The sequence below is a fragment of the Kitasatospora sp. MAA19 genome (assembly GCF_029894125.1).
Classification (GTDB): Bacteria; Actinomycetota; Actinomycetes; order Streptomycetales; family Streptomycetaceae; genus Kitasatospora.
In genome coordinates this window covers 34,847-53,570 of the sequence record NZ_JARXYZ010000026.1, presented here as the reverse complement: position 1 = coordinate 53,570, position 18,724 = coordinate 34,847, and the positions used below count along the sequence as shown (strand labels likewise).

The window sequence follows — 18,724 nt, the reverse complement described above, 5'->3', positions numbered from 1 at the left end:
TCGATGATGGACGGCTTCGTCTTCGTGGACGACGTGGTGTCCGGAATACGCTGGGATGCCAAGTACGCCACGTGGGACAACTTCACCGGCAAACCGGTGGACGGATATCTGGCCAATCGAGTCGTCGGTACGAGGGCTCTGTGCACGGCTCTGGAGCGGGCGCAGGAGCAGGCCGCATCACTGGGGTTCGGCCTGCTGCTCTGGGACGGCTATCGCCCGCAGCGCGCCGTCGACTGCTTCCTGCACTGGTCGCAGCAGCCGGAGGACGGCCGGACGAAGTCGCGGCACTATCCCAATATCGGCAGGGCCGAGATGTTCGAGAAGGGATATGTGGCCGCCAGGTCGGGCCACAGCCGGGGCAGCACCGTCGACCTCACGCTCTATGACCTGGCCACGGGTGAACTCGTCTCCATGGGCGGCGACCATGACCTGATGGATCCCGTCTCGCACCATGGCGCACAAGGGATCACGTCCGTCGAAGCGCGGAACCGTCAGCACCTGCGGTCCATCATGGAGACCTGTGGTTTCAGCGCGTACGAGTGCGAGTGGTGGCATTACACGCTCGACAACGAACCCTATCCGGACACCTATTTCGATTTCCCCATCACGTAAGTACTCCAGCTGTAGATCGTGATCTTCACGTTTGGGATACCGTTCGATCACCGTACGGGCCAATTCCGGCTCGGTCGCGAAGACGGTGTCCTCGCCGAGTCCAGCTGCCAGGCAGCGATATGGGTCGCTCGTCCAGGAGCGGGGGGAGGTACTGCTCCCGGTCCACCGCCCGTGTGTCCCCGCTCGGCGGCGTCGCCAGTCTCGTCGACAGCCTGTGACCTGCGGCCACCGTCTCATCGTTACTCCACACAAGTCACGATGATCAACGGTGGCCGCACCCGTCTCCGCGCCGGCCCCGAGTAGCAAGATCACGATCTGCGGCTTGAGTACTGGTCATTCGACGATAGGTGAGTGCCTCTATTCGTGTAAGGGTGTTACGATCGCGTGACCGCGTGTCGGGGCGTGATGCTGTGACGGGGGGAGCCGAATGGCCTTGGCTGCAGGCAAGATTCTTTAGTTCAGCACGATGCCAGTGCGACGGGATTCACGAATGCCGGGTGCAAGCGACCGGCAGCGAGACGGCGTCCTGTATGGCCCCGGTTTTCCACGTAGATTCGGGTGACTGGTTCCCGAATGCCTGTCGAGCTTCCGCTCGCGCACGTGGTGGCGCCAAAGGCGTGACGCGGCGGTCGTCAAGGTCGCGAGTCGACCCGACGTGACTGTCCGATATGACGGCGTTTCCTAGTTCATGTTACGGAACGGAACGCATGCCTGATCCATCGGGGGATCTTCTGAGTGCCTTTCACAGATCCGTGTACAGGAAATCAGATCATGAGGGAGATGGCGTTGGAGCGCGAGCAGGAACACATCGATCAGCAGGCGGTCGTCGAAGTGGAGATCAGCTTGCTGTCCACAGTCGACTCACCGCGGACCTCGGGGGAGGACCCGGACCACGTGGAGGCGCTCTCCGCGGTGCAGTCTCCGCTTCCGCCCATCCTCGTGCACCGTCCGACGATGCGCGTCATCGATGGTCTCCATCGTGTGCGAGCGGCTGAACTGCGCGGGCAGGACAGGGTCGCCGTCAGCTTCTTCGAGGGCAACGAGGCCGACGCGTTCGTGCTGGCAGTCGAGTCCAACACCAAGCACGGCCTCCCCTTGTCGAAGGCCGACCGTAAACGGGCGGCCGCGCGGATCATCACCTCGCATCCGCAGTGGTCGGACCGGATGATCGCATCGGTCACCGGTATCGCCCCCGGCACGGTGGCCGACATGCGCAAGGGGCTTCCGGGTGCGTCCGCCGCCGAGGAGAGCAGGATCGGCCAGGACGGCCGGGTCCGCCCGATCGACGCCGCTGCAGGACGCAGGATCGCCGGAGAACTCATCACCGACAACCCCAACCTGTCGTTACGTCAGATCGCCCGCATGGCCGGCATATCCCCCGAGACGGCCCGTGATGTAAGAAGCCGGCTCCGCCGAGGAGAGGATCCGCTGCCCAGCAGACACGGCAGGGAACCGGAACCCGCGAACCTCGAGGTGGGAGCCTTGGCACCACCGCGCGGTATCGGCTTCGCGGCGGTGCCTGGCAGGCCGTCGGCGCAGGATCCCAGCGTCGTTGTGGAACGGCTCAAAGCGGATCCGGCGCTGCGGCTGAGCGAGACCGGACGCACCCTGCTGCGGCTGCTCAACCTCCACACGATCAACGCGAAGGAGTGGCAGCGGATCATCGACAACGTACCGCCCCACTGCAGCGGGATCGTGGCCTATCTGGCCGACGAGTACGCGGGGATGTGGTCGGAGCTGGCCCTTCGGCTGGGGCGCAGGGAGGCCGAAACCGCATAGTCCGCCGTTGCCGCGTCCAAGCGTCGAAAACGGTCAGTTGGTCGGGGACGCAAGGCGGTGACGTCGCCGAAGTCCTCCTACCAGGCGGTGGAGGGACTTCGGCGACGTATGGTCGTCAGGCAGAGACGAAGGCACGAAGCTGCCTGACCGCGGCGACACCGTCGCAGCCCGACAAGCCGAGGGCGTCGCGGAGTTCGTCGGCCAGCAGGTCGAGTACCCGACGTGCGCCGGCCTCTCCGGCCGCAGCCAGGCCCCAGATCAGCGGACGGCCCACCAGGACACCCGACGCCCCGAGAGCGAGCGCCCTGAGCACGTCAGTGCCGCTGCGGATGCCGCTGTCCAGCAGCACCTCGCATCCGTCCCCCGCGGCCGCCGCGACCTCCGGCAACGCATCGATGCTGGGTACGGCGCCGTCGAGCTGGCGGCCACCGTGGTTGGAGACCACGACTGCGTCGACCCCCAACTCGGCCGCCCGCAGCGCGTCCTCGGCTGCTAGGACGCCCTTGAGCAGCAGTGGAAGCCGGGTCTGCTTCCGTAGGGCCGCCAACGACGACCACGTCATCGCGGAAGAGAATGCCTGGCCGGTGTGGACGGCCACCGCGGAGGTATCGGCGTGCCGTTGGTGCGCGGTCGAGCCGGTGCTGACATTGGCCGCCCGCACATGGCCGGGCAGTGCGAAACGGTTGCGCATGTCGCGCAGCCGGCGCCCCATCCACGGCACGTCGACGGTGAGCATGATCGCCTGGCAGCCGGCGTCCTCGGCTCTGCGGACGAGTTCCAGGGACTGCGCGGCATCCCGGAGCCAGTAGAGCTGGAACCAGACCGTTCCGCCGATCGCCGTGATCTCTTCGATCGGGACACTGCTCAGTGTGCTCACGGTGAACGGCACTCCGGCCGCCTTGGCCGCGCGGGCGGCGGCCAACTCGCCATCGGGGTGGACCAGTTGCTGGTAGGCGACGGGCGCGATGGCAACCGGCATGGGGACGGGCCGACCGAGCAGAGTGGAATCCGCCGTGCACTGCGACACGTCCCTGAGCACCCGGGGGACGAGGAAGACGCGGTCCAGCGCGGTGCGGTTGGCATCGAGCGTGGTCTCAGCGCCGCTTCCTCCGGCCACGAAGTCCCATACGTCGGCGGGCAGGGCCGAAGCGGCGGCGCGTTCGAAGTCGGCCAGGCAGTGGGCCGTTTCGGCCGAAACCTCATCGCCGTAGCCCACGCTGCCCCGTCCTCTCCAGCTCCACGGCCTCGTAGAGTGCCTTGATGTTCGCGCTGCCGAAGGTCTCGGCGCCCTGGCGCTCGATGACCTCGAAGAACAGTGTGTGCCGCAGGTGGGTCGACGCCGTGAAGATCTGGAAGAGCTGGCCGCCGTGGTCCTCGTCGGCGAGCACGTTCGTCGCCCGAAGGTCGTCCAACCTGGACTCGCTCAGGTCGATCCGCTCGCCCAGGAGGTCGTAGTAGGCCGGGGGAGTGGTGAGGAAGCCAACGCCCCGGCCGGTCAGGGCCCGTACCGAACGGACCGCGTCCGGCGAGGAGAAGGCGAGGTGCTGGACGCCGGACCCCTGGTGGGCCTTGAGGAACTCGTCGATCTGTCCCGGGTCTGCCGATGGGTCGGGCTGGATGAGCGTCAGGGTCACCGAGCCCGAAGGGCTCTGCACCACCTTCGACTCCATGGCCTGCCTGCCGACGACGATGCGCTCCTCGAAGATGCACCGGAACCCGAGGGCCGCCAGGTAGTAGTCGACCGTGGGGTCGAGATCGCCGGTGTTCAGGCACACCGCGATGTGATCGACGTCGAGCAGGCCCACGTCGCCGGTCGGGTCATCGCCGGTCTGCGGCGTCGGGGAGAAGCCGGCGGGCAGCCCCGGCCCCTCCCCGGGAGCGCGCTGGACGAGTGTGTGGACGACGTCCCCGAAACCGCGGAGGACAGCCGTCACGGTCGGTCCGTCGCCCGTGTGCGGGGTCGGCGGGCGGTGGGCGCGGGCGCCGTTCGTGACCGCTGCGTCAAAGGCCGCGGTCACGTCTGCGGTGCGCAGGGCGATGTCGGCGACACCGTCGCCGTGGGAGGCGACGTAGGTCGAGGCCACATGGTCGTCCGACGTCGCCTCGGTGAGTACCAGGGTGATCCGTCCGTGGCGCAGCGCGACGCTTCGGTGATCGGCGAAGTCGCCGGAGCCGACCACCGTGAAGGCGTATTTGTCGACCCAGGTGCGTACAGCTGTTTCCAGCTGTTCCACGTACATCTCTACGTAGTCGACGGAGAGATCCGCCAGCGGATCCGTCACCTTTGCTGATTTGCTCATGACTGTCCCCATGCCAGGAGAAGAAGGGCCGGATTCTTCGAACTGTAATAGATGGCCCCGTGGGAATAAAGCAGGCGACCGCTCGACGGATGGACTCCCGGTCCGTCGGGTATTGCCGGCCGGGCTCGTCCAGAAATTTGACGGGCTATTCGGGTTGTGGTCGGCGGCCTTTCGAACGGGTGATGTCTCGTGATTCGCACCACGGCCGTCATCGGCACAGGTCTGATCGGTACCTCGGTCGCGCTCGCGCGGAGCCGGCAAGGGAGTGGCGGTGCATCCGTCCGACCGGAACGCGCTGCAGCCAGGACGGCCGCCGCTCTTGGACGGCGGTTGTCAGAACGCATCCGCGTGTGTGAACCTGAGTCGGTGAATCCCAACACTCATTAACTTGTTTCGCGTGGGGGGAACTCCATGACCGAACGCAGCGTGCACGGCCATGCGCATCATGCGTATGAAGGGCTCGTCTCCATGCTGCCGGATTATCCGGTGCCGCAGAAGAATTCTCCCGCGGCCCTCGCGGCGACCGAACCGGTGACATTACCGAAGGCGGACCTGCACGGCAGCGTCTCCGATCCGGTCCTGGACACGATGAACTTCCTCAACGAGGTCACGCTCCGCACCACCCGGCGGGGTGCACGAGGAACTCGCCCGAGACTGAACGCCTAGCTCCCGCGCTCCGAGGAGAGTTTGTGTCGGTACAGGTCATCCCCCGTCTACTCCTGGCACTGCCGGTTGTGATCCTCGCCTGTCGTGTCGGCGCCGCGTTGCTTCGCCGGCTGGGGCAGCCTCCCGTCGTGGGCGAGATCGTGACGGGCATCCTGCTCGGCCCCTCTCTGCTCGGCCGGCTGTGGCCTCATGCGCAGTCGTATCTCTTCCCTTCGGGGGTCACGGACCACATCGAGGTTCTGGGGCAGCTGGGGCTGCTCGCCTTCATGTTCCTGATCGGGCTCGAACTCGACCTCGGCCACTTGCGGGGCAATGGCCGCGCTGCGGCGGTCATCAGCCAAGCCAGCATCCTGCTGCCACTGTTGCTCGGTGGGCTGCTCGCCCTGGCCATGTTCGACTCATTCGCTCCACAGGGGACTGATCAAGTCGCCTTTGTGTTGTTCGTCGCCGTCGCCATGAGCATCACCGCGTTTCCGGTACTTGCCCGGATCCTCACCGATCAGGGGCTTTACCACACACCCATCGGCAGTCTGGCCATGGCGTGCGCCGCCGTGAGCGACATCATCGCGTGGTGCCTGCTCGCGCTCGTGGTGGCCTTCGTCAAGGGGGGCGCTCCGGCCGAATCGTTGACGACCGTAGCGATGGTGGCGGCGTACTTCGCGGTGATGATGCGGGTGGTGCGCCCGCTGCTCGCCCGGCTGAGCCGCTGGAAGCAGGCCACGTCGGGAGGCGAAGGGCAGGATGCATCCGTGTTGGCGCTGCTGTTCTGCGGCACATGTCTCTCCGCGCTGCTGACCGATGCCCTCGGTGTGCACGCCCTTTTCGGCGCCTTCCTGTTCGGTGTGGTGACACCGAGGCGTTCCGCCGTTGTCGAGCGGTCTGCAGCCCGCCTGCGATCAGTGGCGGTACCACTGCTTCTGCCGTTGTTCTTCGTGACGACAGGACTGCGCACCGACATCGGAATGCTTGCTGCCGACCCGGTGCAATGGCTGTGGCTCGGCGCTGTCCTCGCGGTGGCGCTGGTCGGAAAATGGGGTGGCGGTAGCGTTTCAGCGAGGCTGAGCGGACGGCCGTGGCGCGAGGCACTGTCGCTGGGCGCGCTGATGAACTGTCGAGGTCTGACCGAACTCATAGTCCTCAACATTGGGTTGGACCTCGGGGTGATCGACAAGGCTCTGTTCACGATCTTGGTCCTGATGGCCCTGATCACTACAGCAGTGACGTCGCCCGTGGTCAGGGCGCTCGGCCGACGCGAAGAGGCGCGGGAGCGGAAGGTGGAGCCGATGCACACGCCGGATTCGGTGCAGCCGTAGGGCCGGTGATGTCGGCCGGGCTGCCGCGGTGTGCACGAGCGCGACCACCAGCGGCGCCGAACTTCCTGGGCCTGAGCACCCGTTGGCGACAGGCATGGTTCGATCCGGCGATCACGTGATCCCTGCCCCGTCGGCATTGCCGACCGCCCCGTCCGTCCGTTGTCCGTTGGATATTCTTGGGAGCCGATCTTGGCTGTGCACGCGATCGCCTACGTCGAGTTGTACACGCGGGACAAGAAGCCCGTCGTCGATCACCTGGTACCGGTCCTGGGGTTCGCGCCGGCGGTGGCCCGATGACGCGGCTCAGGCCGGAGCCGGGTGCTCTGCCCACCGCGAACCTGCACGCGAGTGTCGGCGACCCGGTGCTGGACACCATGAACTTCCTCAACGAGATCACCTACCGCTACCCGGAGGCGATCTCCTTCGCGCCCGGTCGCCCCTACGACGGGTTCTTCGAGACGGAGCAGATCTTCGACCATCTCCGTCGCTACCTGGACCACCTGGAGGCCAATGGCGCCTCGCCGGGCCAGATCCGCTCCTCGCTGTTCCAGTACGGGCCGACCAGCGGACAGATCCGGGAGCTGATCGCGGACTCGTTGCGCAAGGACGAGGGCATCGACGTCCCAGCGGAGTCCGTGGTGGTCACGGTGGGGTGCCAGGAGGCCATGTTCCTCGCCGTGCGGGCTCTGATCCGGGACCCGCAGGACGTCCTCCTGGTGTCCAGCCCGTGCTACGTGGGAATCGTCGGTGTCGCGGCCCTGCTGGACGTCAATCTCACCCCGGTCGAGGAGGGCGACAAGGGGTTCCGCTGTGAGGACCTGGAGGCGGCCATCCTCGCGGAGCGGGCAAGCGGTCGTCGGCCCCGGGCCTTCTACGTGACCCCCGACCACTCGAACCCCTCGGGAACCACCATCCCGTTGGAGACCCGGCAGGAACTGCTCGACCTGGCGGCCCGGTACGACCTCCTGATCCTGGAGGACAGCCCGTACCGGCTGGTCAGCCCAGGGCAGCAACTACCCACCCTGAAGTCCCTCGACCGGGCGCGGCGGGTGGTTCATCTGGGTTCCCTCTCCAAGACACTGTTCCCCGGCGCCCGGGTGGGGTACGCCATCGCGGACCAGCCGGTGGTGGACGACGTCGGGCGGTCGGGACTCCTGGCGGCCGAGCTCACCAAGATCAAGAGCATGGTGACGGTCAACACCCCGTCTCTCAGCCAGGCCGTCGTCGCCGGCATGTTGCTCTCCGCCGGTGGGCGGGCCGCCGACCTGAACGTCGAGACCGCCGCGTACTACGGCGACGCGATGCGGACCACGTTGGCCCGACTTGCCGAGGCGTTCCCCGAGCAGGAACGGGTGGCGCTGGATGTGCGCTGGAACGAGCCGAGCGGCGGGTTCTTCCTGTCACTGACCGTCCCGTTCCACGCCGACAACGCAGCGCTGGAACGCTCGGCGGAGCAGTTCGAGGTGATCTGGACCCCGATGTCCTACTTCTACCCGCGCGGCGGTGGGGAGCGGGTCATCCGGCTCTCCGTCAGCTACCTGACCCACGCAGAGATCGCCGACGGTGTCGAGCGGCTGGCGTGCTTCATCAAGGACCAGGCGGCCAGGACCTGAGGCCGCCGCCCCGGCGCTGCGATCGGCTGGGGCAGGGCGATACCGGGCCCGCGGCGAACCGTCGCGGGCCCCTTCACGTATGGGAGGGCTCAGCACGTGTTGGCAGTAGTACGACTCGTTCGCAGCAAGACCCGGATGTGGGGGTGGACCTTCCGATGACCACGAGCCTGAGCCTTCCGGCCACCGGCACCGGCCTCCTGGACCTGGCCGGCCCCGATCCGAAGAACGGTGCGGGCGTCGCCCGCATCACGGGTGTCGGCACGGCGACCACCGAGACCTCGTACACGCAGCCCGAGCTGCTCGACATCTTCGGGATCACTGATCCCAAGGTCCGCTCGGTCTTCCTCAACAGCGCCATCGAGCGCCGCTTCCTCTCCATCCCGCCCCGTGACGCCGATGGCGCCATCCTCCCGGAGACACAAGGCGAACTGCTCGACAAGCACAAGCGGCTCGCTCTGGAGATGGGAGCCCGGGCAATCCGCTCCTGCCTCGACGACGCGGGCATCGGGCTGTCCGACATCGACTACCTCTGCTGCACGACCACCACGGGATTCCTCACTCCCGGACTGAGTGCCCTGCTGATTCGTGACATGGGGATCCTTCCCAGGACCAGCCGGGTGGATGTGGTGGGAATGGGCTGCAATGCGGGTCTCAACGCCCTCAACGCAACGGCGAGTTGGGCCCGTGCCAACCCCGGCAAGGTTGCCGTGCTGCTGTGCTCGGAAGCCTGCTCCGCCGCGTACGTGATCGACGGCACCATGCGCACTTCGGTCGTCAACAGCCTCTTCGGTGACGGTGCAGCCGCGATAGCCCTGGTTGCCGACGGCCCGGACACGGCCTACGCGTCAGCCGACGTTCCGCCGGCACCCGGCAGCCCCCGCATCCTGGGCTTCGCGAGCCATCTGATCACCGAGGCGGCCGAGGCGATGCGCTACGACTGGGACGATGATCAGGGGAAGTTCAGCTTCTACCTGGACCCGTACGTTCCCTACGTGGTGGGCGCCAACGCGGAGCAGGTCGTCGACCGCCTGCTCGGGAACGCCGGGCTGCGCCGCAGCGACATCAGTCACTGGCTGGTGCACTCCGGTGGCAAGAAGGTGATCGACGCCGTTCGGGTGAACCTGGGGCTCACCCGCCACGACGTGCGGCACACGACCGGCGTTCTGCGCGACTTCGGAAACCTGTCGAGCGGTTCCTTCCTGTTCTCCTACGAGCGGTTGCTGCGGGAGGGGGTCACCCGGGCCGGCGAGTACGGCGTCCTGATGACCATGGGACCCGGTTCGACGATCGAGACCGCACTGGTGCAATGGTGATGGGAAAGCAGATGAAGAACAGCGTCACGGCCACCTCGCTGGAGCAGGCCGACCGGACGGATCCGGACGTCCTGCTGCTGAGGATCGACGGTCGTCGGCCCATCTCGGCAGAGGCGATCTCCGCGGTGAACGGCGTCTGCGACGCCGCCGAGGACGACGCGGCGCGAGCCCGGGTGGTGGTCGAGGTGTCAGGCAGCCCCGAGGGCCAGCGGCCTGAGGGCCTGACGGTCGCGACCGTGAGCAGGTGGGAACGCGCACTCCGCCGCCTCGAACGACTCCCCGCTCCGACCGTCGCCGTCGTTGACGGCGACTGCGGCGGGATCGCCCTGGACGCCCTTCTGGCCACCGACTACCGCATCGCGACCGGCGCTGTGCGCCTTGTGGTGCCGGTCGACGGCGGAGCCACCTGGCCGGGGATGGCCATCTATCGGCTGGCTCAGCGCGGCGCCGGTGCCTCCGCGATCCGCAGGGCGGTGCTCTTCGGCACGCCGGTCGAGCTCGCCGAGGCGCTCGCACTCCAGTTGCTCGACGAGGTGGCGGCCGACCGGGTGAACGCCCATGCCCTGGCCGCTGCGCGCGCCGGTGCCGTCTCCGGGAGCGAGCTGGCCATTCGCCGCCAGCTGCTGGACGACGCCGTCACGACCGGCTTCGACGAGGCGCTCGGCGTTCACCTCGCAGCGTGCGACAGGGCGCTGCGCAGAGCAGCCGTCGAGGTCGCGTCGTGATCGGCGACAAGGCCAGGGCGGGCGTGATGGATGCCGTCCGGGCGGCGGGTGGTGTCCTGCCCGCCGCCCGGACGGTCCTGGCCGACACCGCCCGGCGCACCGACGAGCTGCTGGCTGCCCTGCCCGATCCCGAACGGCGCTCGGAGGAGCAGCGGGCAGCTGCCCTGACTGCGGTCGAGGCCGCGCGCACCGTGCGTGCCGCCTTCCTCGACGCCCACACGGACGCGGTCTACGACGAGCTGACCGATGGCCGCAGCAGTCACCTCAGGATCGAGGAACTCGTTCGGGTCGCCGCAGCGGTCTTCCCCGGGCTGGTGCCCACGGAGGCGCGGCTGGCCGCCGAACGTGACCGGCCGCAGGTGGCCAAGGAGGGGCACGAGATCGACCAAGGTCTCCTCCTCGGCCGCATCCTGGGCTCGCCCAGGTCCGGCCCCCATCTGATCGACGCGATGCTGCGCCCGACTCCGCGGGCTCTGGCCCTGCTGCCGGACTTCCGGGCGGATGGGAGGGCGGATCTCGGCTCCGTGCGCCTCGAGCGCGTGGACGGGGTGGCTCGGCTGACGATGTGCCGGGAGGACTGTCTGAACGCGGAGGACAACCGGCAGATCGACGACATGGAGACTGCTGTCGACCTCGCGCTGCTCGACCCCGGTGTCGAAGTGGGGCTTCTGCGCGGTGGTGTCATGACTCATCCGCGCTACCGCGGCCGACGGGTCTTCAGTGCCGGCATCAACCTGAAGTCCCTGCACGGTGGTGGCATCTCTCTCGTCGACTTCCTGCTGCGCCGGGAGCTCGGCTACATCCACAAGATCTGGCGGGGCCTGTTGGACGACTCCAGCGCGCACTGGTCGTCCCGAACTGTCGAGAAGCCCTGGGCGGCCGCTGTGGACACCTTCGCCATCGGAGGTGGTACCCAGCTCCTGTTGGTCTTCGACCGGGTGCTGGCCGCCTCGGACGCGTTCCTGAGCCTCCCTGCGGCAAAGGAGGGGATCGTCCCCGGGGCTTCCAACTTCCGGCTGGCTCGCCGGGCCGGCAGTCGGCTGGCCCGGCAGGTGATCCTGGACGGCCGTCGGATCTGGGCACGCGAGCCGGACGCCCGGCTCCTGGTCGACGAGGTGCACGAGCCGGAGGACCTCGACGAGGCGATCGAGCGGACACTCGGCCGTCTGCGCGGACCGGCAGTGCTGGCGAACCGGCGGATGCTGAACCTGGTGGAGGAGGACGTCGACGAGTTCCGCCGCTACATGGCCGAATTCGCCGTCCAGCAGGCCCTGCGGCTGTACGGCTCCGACGTGCTGGACAAGGTCGGCCGCTTCACGCTCGCAGCCCCGGCACGAGGTGCGGAGTGAGCGGGGACGAGAGCCCTCGTGTCCGGTACGAGAAGAAGGACCACGTCGCGCGGGTGACACTCGACCGTCCCGCTGTCCTCAACGCGATGGACCTGCGGATGCACGAGGAACTCGCGGCGGTGTGGGACGACGTCGAGGCTGACGGCGAGATCCGGGTCGCGGTGCTGACCGGTGCCGGTCAGCGCGCCTTCTCGGTCGGCCAGGACCTGCGCGAGCGGTCTCGGCTGGACGAGCAGGGCGTGCCGCGGACGAGCTTCGGCAGTCGTGACCAGCCTGGCTGGCCACGACTGACCGAGCGGTTCCGGCTGTCCAAGCCCGTGCTGGCCCGGGTCGACGGCTACGCGTTGGGCGGGGGGTTCGAACTCGCCCTCGCCTGTGACCTGATCGTCGCCTCGGACCGGGCAGTCTTCGCCCTGCCGGAGGCCCAGCTCGGCCTGGTGCCGGGTGCGGGCGGGGCCTTCCGGCTCGCCCGGCAGGTGCCGCTCAAGGCCGCGATGGGGTACCTGCTGACGGGCCGGCGGATGACCGCGGCCGAGGCACTGCGCTTCGGCCTGGTCAACCAGGTCGTACCGGCCGAGGAACTTGACGACTGCGTCGCCGAGTGGACCGCGGACCTGCTGCGCAGTGCGCCGCTGGCGGTGCGGGCGATCAAGGAGGCGGTGATGCGTTCGGTGGACATTCCGCTGGAGGAGGCGTTCTCCGCCTCGTACGAGTGGGAGCGGCGTCGCCGGCACAGCGAGGATGCGGTCGAGGGACCGAGGGCGTTCGCCGAAGGGCGCTCGCCCCGCTGGCTGGGACGCTGAGGTCGTCAGGTTCGGCCGCTGGGGGTCAAAGGGCCGCAGGTTCAAATCCTGTCGTCCCGACTGTGAAGTCGCTTGTGAGAGCGGGTACTTGGGAGGCCAAGTGCCCGCTCTCACTCGTTTGCCAGGGGTGGGTGGTCGCGGGGTGGTCGCGTCCGGCGCTTTGACCTGGCAGTTTGCGGCTGGGGTGAGTGCGAGGTGATCGCCTGACCTGACTGTACGTCAGATTAGGTGGCGGGACTTCGACGAGGTCGAGCGGGCCGTCTTCCAGTGGGTCGCGTGGTACAACAGCGAGCGCCTCCACTCCGCCCTCGGCTACATGCCGCCCGACGAGTACGAGCAGGCGTACTGGACGGGACTGGAGCAACACCCGCAAGTCGCTTGATCACACGATCGCGGACTCCACGAAAGTCGGGGCAGCTCACCCTGCAGATCATGGAGACCCCCGGCCGCACCCCGGAATCGATCAGCATCCTGGTCTTCGAGCAGCCCGACGACGCCGTCCCGTACGGCGTACTCACCGGTGACGCCCTGTTCGTCGGCGACGTCGGCCGCCCCGACCTGCTCGCCTCCGCCGGTGTCCCCGCCACCGAACTCGGCGCCATGCTCTACGACAGCGTCCACCGCAAGCTGATGGGCCTGCCCGACGAGGTCCTGGTCTTCTTCGCCCACGGCGCCGGCTCCGCCTGCGGCCGGAGCCTCTCCGTCGACCGCCAGTCCGCCACCGGCCGCGAGCGCGCCACCAACTACGCCTGCGCGCCGATGGACCAGGACGCCTTCGTCGCCCTGGTGGCCGGTGGCCAGCCCGCCGCGCCCGGGTACTTCGGCTACGACGCGGACCTCGACCGCCGGGAGCGCGGACGCTTCGACCCGGCCGCCGTCCGGACCCTCACCGCCGCCGAGTTCCTGCGCCACCGAGCTGGGGGCGCCGTCGTCCTGGACGCCCGCGACCCGCTGGAGTTCGCCGCCGGACACCTGGCGGAATCCGTCAACCTCCCCGCCGACGGCCGCTTCGCCGAGCAGTCCGGCACCGTGCTCGGGCCGGACCGGGAGATCCTGGTCATCGCCCCCGACGGGCGCGGCGAGGAACTCGTCACCCGCCTCGCCCGCATCGGCTTCGACCGCGTCGCCGGTCACCTCGCCGACCCGGCGGCGGTGTTCCTGGCCCGCCCCGAGCTGATGCGCCAGGCCCCTGGCTGACCGTCCGCGCCCTGCGCGAGGCCCTGGACGGCCCGCGGCCGTCGCTCGTCGTCGACGCCCGCGCCGCCGCGGAGCGCGAGGCCGGCGCCATCCCCGGCTCGCTCCACCTCCCGCTCGCCGAACTCCCGGCACGCCACGGCGAACTGCCCACCGACCGCCGCCTCGTACTGCACTGCGCCGGCGGGCTGCGCTCCTCCATCGCCGCGAGCGTGCTGCGCCACCACGGCCACGCCCAGGTCTGCGACCTCCTCGGCGGCTACGCGGCGTGGGCGGCGGCGTAGGGCCTGTCTTCAGGCCCCGGCTGTGTGCCGACGCTTCCCCCGCCTTCGGCCGGGAGATATCCCCGACCCCCCGCCGTGCGATGCACGCTCCCCCATGCCACCGCCCGCCCTCGGGGCGGACGACGGGGGCTTGAGGACCGGCCCCAGACCGAGTGGCCGGTCGCGCGGCGGTGCGTGGAGACGTCGTCAGTCGGTGGCCCGCTGGGCCCGGTGGGCGGCGACCCGCACGCGGGTGGCGCAGCGCGGGGTGCAGAAGCGCTGCGGGGTGCGGCGGCCGGTGTCGATGAAGAAGCGGTCGCAGCCGGGGGCGGCGCACCGGCCCCAGGCGCAGCCGCCGCGTTCGCCGAGCCACAGGCCGAGGGCCAGGGCGCAGGTGGAGAGCAGCCAGTGGGTGAGGTCGGCGGTGGCGGGCGCCTCGGTGTGCAGCGACCACGGGCGGCCGGGGAGGCGGACGAGGCGGGGGCGGGCGGGGTAGCGGTCGAGCAGGGCGTTGATCGCCTTGGCCGCCGCGTCCTCGTCCTGGAGGGCGAGGATGTCGATCAGGTGGGCGGTGGCCCGGCGCAGCTCCCGGGCGTCGGCGTCGGTGAGCCGGAAGGCCGGGCCGCCGTGGCGTTCCAGGAGCGCCTGCAGGTCGGCGGCGCTCGCCTCGGGATCCTCGCGGACGGTGTTCGCCAGCTCGGTGAGGAAGTGGAGGCCGCGGGGGTTGCCGCCGCCGTGGTCCTGGGTCATGGGTTCGCCCTTCTGATCGTCTGCGCGCTCCCCATGGTAACGTCGAAATCAAAAAGTAGACGTTACGGAGGAGTGGCATGCGATTCCCCACCACGACGTCCGTCCTGATCGTCGGCGCGGGCCCGGTCGGCCTGACCATGTCGCTCCTGCTGTCCGAGTACGGCGTGCCGCACCTGCTCGTTGAGGCGCATCCGAGCACCTCCCGGCACCCCAAGGCCCGTGGCGTGTCGGCGCGTTCGATGGAGGTCTTCCGCCGGCTCGGCCTGGAGACGGACGTCCGGCAGGCGGGGCTCCCGGCCTCGCACGTCTTCTTCTACCGCGGCCGCGACCTCGTGGACCCGGACTTCGTCCGCACCGGAGTGGCGGGTGCCCCGGAGGAGGGCGCCGAGCGCACCCCGTCGCCGGGACTGATCTGCTCCCAGGATGCCCTGGAGGCCGTGCTGCTGGGCCGCGCCCGTCAACTCGCGCCGGACGGCGTCCGGTTCGCCACCCGGCTGCTCTCCTTTACCGTGGGCACCGTGGGCACCGTGGGCACCGAGGGCGGCGAGGGCACCGAGAGCGGCGAGGGTGGGGCGGACGGGGCGGACGGGGCGGACGGCGAGGGCGTGCACGCGGTGCTGGAGGACCGGGCCACCGGCGGGCGGCACATCGTGCACGCCGACTGGCTGGTCGGCTGCGACGGCGCGGCGAGCACCGTCCGTACCGGCGCCGGGATCGCGATGGAAGGTCCGACGGGCCTGGGCCACTTCCTCAGCGTCCGCTTCGAGGCGCCGCTCGGAGCGGTCGTGGCCGACCGGGCCAGCGCGTCGTACTTCCTCACCGCGCCGGGCCGCGGCGGCTTCCTGGCCGTCGACAACGACCGCCACTGGATCTACCAGCACCCCTTCGACCCCGAGCGCGACGACGTCGACGAGCTCCGCGGCGACCACCGGCGGCTGGCCCGGCTGGTCCGGGACGCCGCCGGCCTGCCCGAGCTGGCGGTGGACGTCCGGGACACCATGACCTGGCGGCTGGACGCCCGGCTCGCCGAGGCCTACCGCAGGTCACGGGTCCTGATCGCGGGCGACGCGGCCCACGTGATCCCGCCGACCGGCGGGCACGGGATGAACACCGGCATCGGCGACGCGGACAACCTGGCCTGGAAACTCGCCGCGGTCGTCGACGGGTCGGCCGGCGAGGCGCTGCTGGACACCTACCAGGCCGAACGCCGCCCGGTGGCCCGGCAGGTCATCGACCTGTCCCTCGCCAACTCCCGTGCCCGGACCGGCTACCGGATCGACGACGAACTGCTGCTCACCGCGGTCTACCGCTCCAGCGCCGTCATCCCCGACCCCGAGGCCCCCGCCGCCCCCGCCCGCCCGCCGCTGGACCCGGCTCGCGAACACCCCGACGGCGGGCCCGGCGGCCGCGCCCCGCACCTGCGACCGGCCGGAACCGCCGGGGTCTCGTCCACCCTGGACCTCGTCGGCCCCGGCTTCACCCTGCTCACCCGCACCGGCGACGAGGCCTGGCAGCGGCAGGCGGACACCGCCACGGCGGCCGGCCTGCCCGTCGCCCTGCGCCCGATCGCCGCCGCCGGCGAGCCGGAGCGGGCGGACGGCGCGGACTGGACCCGGCTGTTCGGCCTCCCGGCCGACGGCGCGGTCCTCCTCCGCCCCGACGGCCACATCGCCTGGCAGACCCCGCGCCCGCCCGCCGACGACACGGAACTGCTCGCAGCCCTGCGCCGCATCCTCTCGTCGCCGTCGCCCCGGCGGTGAACCCCGCGTCCCGGTACCTCCTCGCCCGGACGGACAGGCGCAGCGGGCCGCGTGGGAGGTGGGGAACACCGGCGGCGGTCTGTCACACGGCTGTGACACGGCGGGGCCGAATTCCCAAGGAGTTCCTCATGACGTGCACGTAGGGTCGCGCACGTCATGGCGCAGAAGCGGGAGGCGACGGGTATGCGGAAACTGGGGCACGGGACGCGGCTGATCGGGGTGAGCGTGATCGCCGGGATCGTGGCGGCGGGGATAGCCCTGCCCGCGGTGGCAGCCGCCGGGCTCGGCGCCCAGTCGGCGGCCGACGACTTCCAGAGCCTGCCCGACGACTTCAAGACGCCGCCGCTGTCGCAGGCCTCGACGATCCTCGACGCGCAGGGCGGCACGATCGCCACGGTGTACGACCGCGACCGGACCGTGGTCCCGGCGGACCAGATCTCCCCGCTGATGAAGACCGCACTCGTGGACATCGAGGACAACCGCTTCTACGAGCACGGCGCGATCGACCTCAAGGGCGTGCTGCGCGCCCTGGACAAGAACGCCACCTCGGGCGGCACCGCGCAGGGCGCGTCCACCCTGACGCAGCAGTACGTGAAGAACGTCTTCGTCGACGAGGCGGGCGACGACCCGCAGAAGGTGGCGGAGGCGCAGCGGCAGACGATCGGCCGCAAGATCCAGGAGCTGAAGTACGCGATCAAGGTCGAGGAGACCCTGAGCAAGGACCAGATCCTCACCAACTACCTGAACATCACCTTCTTCGGCGAGAAGGCCTACGGCATCGAGTCGGCCGCGCGGCGCTACTTCGGCGTGCACGCCAAGGACCTCACCCTGCCGCAGGCCGCGATGCTGGCCGGCCTGGTGCAGTCGCCCACCGGCTACGACCCGACGGTCAACCCGACCGCGGCGAAGGACCGGCGCGACACCGTGCTGCGCAAGATGGCCGAGTACGGGCACATCACCAAGGAGCAGGCCCAGCAGGCCATCGCGACCCCGCTGGGACTGAACGTCCAGGCGCCGCAGCAGGGCTGCATCCTGGCCAAGCAGGGCGAGGGCTTCTTCTGCGACTACGTGCGCCAGACGGTGCTCACCGATCCGGCCTTCGGCAAGTCGGCGGCCGAACGGCAGGCGGTGTGGAAGCGCGGCGGCCTGCAGATCCACACCACGCTCGACCCCAAGGCCCAGGCGGCGCTCTACGCCTCCGTCACCGGCCACGTGAACGCCGGCGACCAGGCCGCGACCGCGATGAGCGTCGTCGAGCCGGGCACCGGCAGGATCCTGGCGATGGGCCAGAGCCGCCCGTACGGCGTCGACGACAAGCAGCATCAGACCCAGATCAACTACAACGTCGGCAAGGCCATGGGCGGCGGGCTCGGCTTCCCGACCGGCTCGACGTTCAAGCCGATCGTCGCCGCGGCGGCCCTGGAGAACGGGATCTCGCCGGGCCAGAGCTACACCACCGACTACAGCATCCCGTGGCCGGCGATGACGGACTGCTCGGGCGGCCGGTTCCCCTCCTCCGGGCAGGTGCACAACGACAGCCAGAGCCTCACCGGCCAGTTCGACATGAAGACGGCCATGGCACAGTCGGTCAACACCTACTTCGCGAAGCTGGAGGCCGACGCCGGGCTGTGCAACGTCGCCCGGATGACCGACAAGCTCGGCATCACCGAGCAGGCGGGCGGCGAGAAGCTCCAGGTCGTCCCGTCGATGACGCTCGGCAGCAACGACCTGACCCCGCTGGAGATGGCGGGCGTCTACGCGGCCTTCGCCGCCCACGGCACCTACTGCGCGCCGACCGCCGTCGCCTCGGTGACCGGCCCCGACGGCAGGCAACTGGCGGTGCCGCAGGCGAACTGCTCCGCCGTGATGTCACCCACCACCGCCGACACCGTCACCGCGATGCTCAAGGGCGTCGTCGAGGACGGCACGGGCCAGACCGCCGGCCTCACCAGCCGCGACAGCGCCGGCAAGACCGGCACCACCGACGCGAGCCGCCAGGTCTGGTTCGTCGGCTACACCCCCGAGATGGCCGGCGCCACCGTCGTCAGCGACACCGACAACCCCAAGCCCCTGGACGGCCAGCGCATCGGCGGCACGGTCGTGGGCCAGGCCTTCGGCGGCACCCTGGCCGGCCCGATCTGGCGCGACGCCATGGACGGCGCCCTCGCCGGCACCCCGGCCGGCACCTTCGCCCCGGTACAACTCCCCTGACGGGACGGCCCGCGCGGCCCACCGGGCCCGGGGCCACGCCGCTGGAATCCGGCGTGGCCCCGGCACCTGGAGG

The 18,724-nt window shown here is 69.8% G+C and carries 16 protein-coding genes and 1 pseudogene; 13 read left to right on the top strand and 4 right to left on the bottom strand.

Features of this window, described 5'->3' with window-relative positions; genetic code table 11:
* The first annotated feature begins 3 nt into the window (after positions 1–3).
* The gene (vanX, locus tag P3T27_RS30325) at positions 4–612 is read left to right on the top strand and encodes a D-Ala-D-Ala dipeptidase VanX (protein ID WP_280684292.1); all 609 of its coding nucleotides are present in this window, start codon (positions 4–6) and stop codon (positions 610–612) included.
* Between the two features lie 39 nt (positions 613–651).
* On the opposite strand, the pseudogene P3T27_RS30320 reads toward vanX, so the two are convergent.
* A pseudogene (locus P3T27_RS30320) lies at positions 652–778 on the bottom strand (IS701 family transposase); the annotation flags it as partial.
* A gap of 605 nt (positions 779–1,383) precedes the next feature.
* Between P3T27_RS30320 and P3T27_RS30315 the strand changes: the two are divergent.
* Positions 1,384–2,391, top strand: coding sequence for a ParB/RepB/Spo0J family partition protein (locus P3T27_RS30315; protein ID WP_280684238.1), 1,008 nt, complete (start codon positions 1,384–1,386; stop codon positions 2,389–2,391).
* A 115-nt stretch (positions 2,392–2,506) separates the two neighbouring features.
* Here P3T27_RS30315 and P3T27_RS30310 read toward each other — a convergent pair whose 3' ends face one another.
* Entirely contained in the window at positions 2,507–3,607 is a 1,101-nt protein-coding gene (locus P3T27_RS30310) for an alpha-hydroxy acid oxidase (protein WP_280684236.1), read from the bottom strand.
* On the bottom strand, positions 3,591–4,691 hold the full coding sequence (gene hppD, locus P3T27_RS30305) for a 4-hydroxyphenylpyruvate dioxygenase (RefSeq protein WP_280684234.1): 1,101 nt from the start codon (positions 4,689–4,691) through the stop codon (positions 3,591–3,593). The genes P3T27_RS30310 and hppD overlap by 17 nt, the downstream gene beginning before the upstream one ends.
* Before the next feature lie 411 nt (positions 4,692–5,102).
* Here hppD and P3T27_RS30300 point away from each other — a divergent pair, with 411 nt between their 5' ends.
* The 9 genes from P3T27_RS30300 (at position 5,103) to P3T27_RS41060 (ending at position 13,951) form a co-directional block, all read left to right on the top strand.
* On the top strand, positions 5,103–5,357 hold the full coding sequence (locus P3T27_RS30300) for a hypothetical protein (RefSeq protein ID WP_280684232.1): 255 nt from the start codon (positions 5,103–5,105) through the stop codon (positions 5,355–5,357).
* A 23-nt stretch (positions 5,358–5,380) separates the two neighbouring features.
* Entirely contained in the window at positions 5,381–6,670 is a 1,290-nt protein-coding gene (locus tag P3T27_RS30295) for a cation:proton antiporter (protein WP_280684230.1), read from the top strand.
* Positions 6,671–6,963: 293 nt separating this feature from the next.
* Positions 6,964–8,283: a PLP-dependent aminotransferase family protein gene (locus P3T27_RS30290; protein WP_280684228.1), complete on the top strand. Its 1,320-nt coding sequence runs from the start codon at positions 6,964–6,966 to the stop codon at positions 8,281–8,283.
* Positions 8,284–8,438: 155 nt separating this feature from the next.
* Entirely contained in the window at positions 8,439–9,596 is a 1,158-nt protein-coding gene (dpgA, locus tag P3T27_RS30285) for a 3,5-dihydroxyphenylacetyl-CoA synthase DpgA (RefSeq protein ID WP_280684226.1), read from the top strand.
* A gap of 11 nt (positions 9,597–9,607) precedes the next feature.
* Entirely contained in the window at positions 9,608–10,321 is a 714-nt protein-coding gene (gene dpgB / locus P3T27_RS30280) for an enoyl-CoA-hydratase DpgB (RefSeq protein WP_280684224.1), read from the top strand.
* Complete coding sequence (gene dpgC, locus P3T27_RS30275) at positions 10,318–11,670, top strand: (3,5-dihydroxyphenyl)acetyl-CoA 1,2-dioxygenase DpgC (RefSeq protein WP_280684222.1); 1,353 nt, start codon at positions 10,318–10,320, stop codon at positions 11,668–11,670. Before dpgB ends, dpgC begins: the two co-directional genes overlap by 4 nt.
* Complete coding sequence (dpgD, locus tag P3T27_RS30270) at positions 11,667–12,473, top strand: enoyl-CoA-hydratase DpgD (protein ID WP_280684221.1); 807 nt, start codon at positions 11,667–11,669, stop codon at positions 12,471–12,473. Before dpgC ends, dpgD begins: the two co-directional genes overlap by 4 nt.
* Before the next feature lie 432 nt (positions 12,474–12,905).
* Positions 12,906–13,670: a rhodanese-like domain-containing protein gene (locus P3T27_RS30265; protein WP_348534151.1), complete on the top strand. Its 765-nt coding sequence runs from the start codon at positions 12,906–12,908 to the stop codon at positions 13,668–13,670.
* Complete coding sequence (locus P3T27_RS41060; RefSeq protein WP_348534153.1) at positions 13,667–13,951, top strand: rhodanese-like domain-containing protein; 285 nt, start codon at positions 13,667–13,669, stop codon at positions 13,949–13,951. The genes P3T27_RS30265 and P3T27_RS41060 overlap by 4 nt, the downstream gene beginning before the upstream one ends.
* A 186-nt stretch (positions 13,952–14,137) precedes the next feature.
* Here the strand turns inward: P3T27_RS41060 and P3T27_RS30260 are convergent, their stop codons facing one another.
* Positions 14,138–14,680 (bottom strand): CGNR zinc finger domain-containing protein, encoded by a 543-nt coding sequence (locus tag P3T27_RS30260; protein WP_280684219.1) that lies wholly within the window; start codon positions 14,678–14,680, stop codon positions 14,138–14,140.
* Positions 14,681–14,757: 77 nt separating this feature from the next.
* On the opposite strand from P3T27_RS30260, the gene P3T27_RS30255 reads away from it, so the two are divergent.
* Complete coding sequence (locus P3T27_RS30255; protein ID WP_280684217.1) at positions 14,758–16,440, top strand: FAD-dependent monooxygenase; 1,683 nt, start codon at positions 14,758–14,760, stop codon at positions 16,438–16,440.
* Positions 16,441–16,596: 156 nt separating this feature from the next.
* On the top strand, positions 16,597–18,651 hold the full coding sequence (locus P3T27_RS30250; RefSeq protein WP_280684215.1) for a transglycosylase domain-containing protein: 2,055 nt from the start codon (positions 16,597–16,599) through the stop codon (positions 18,649–18,651).
* The last annotated feature ends 73 nt before the right edge of the window (positions 18,652–18,724 follow it).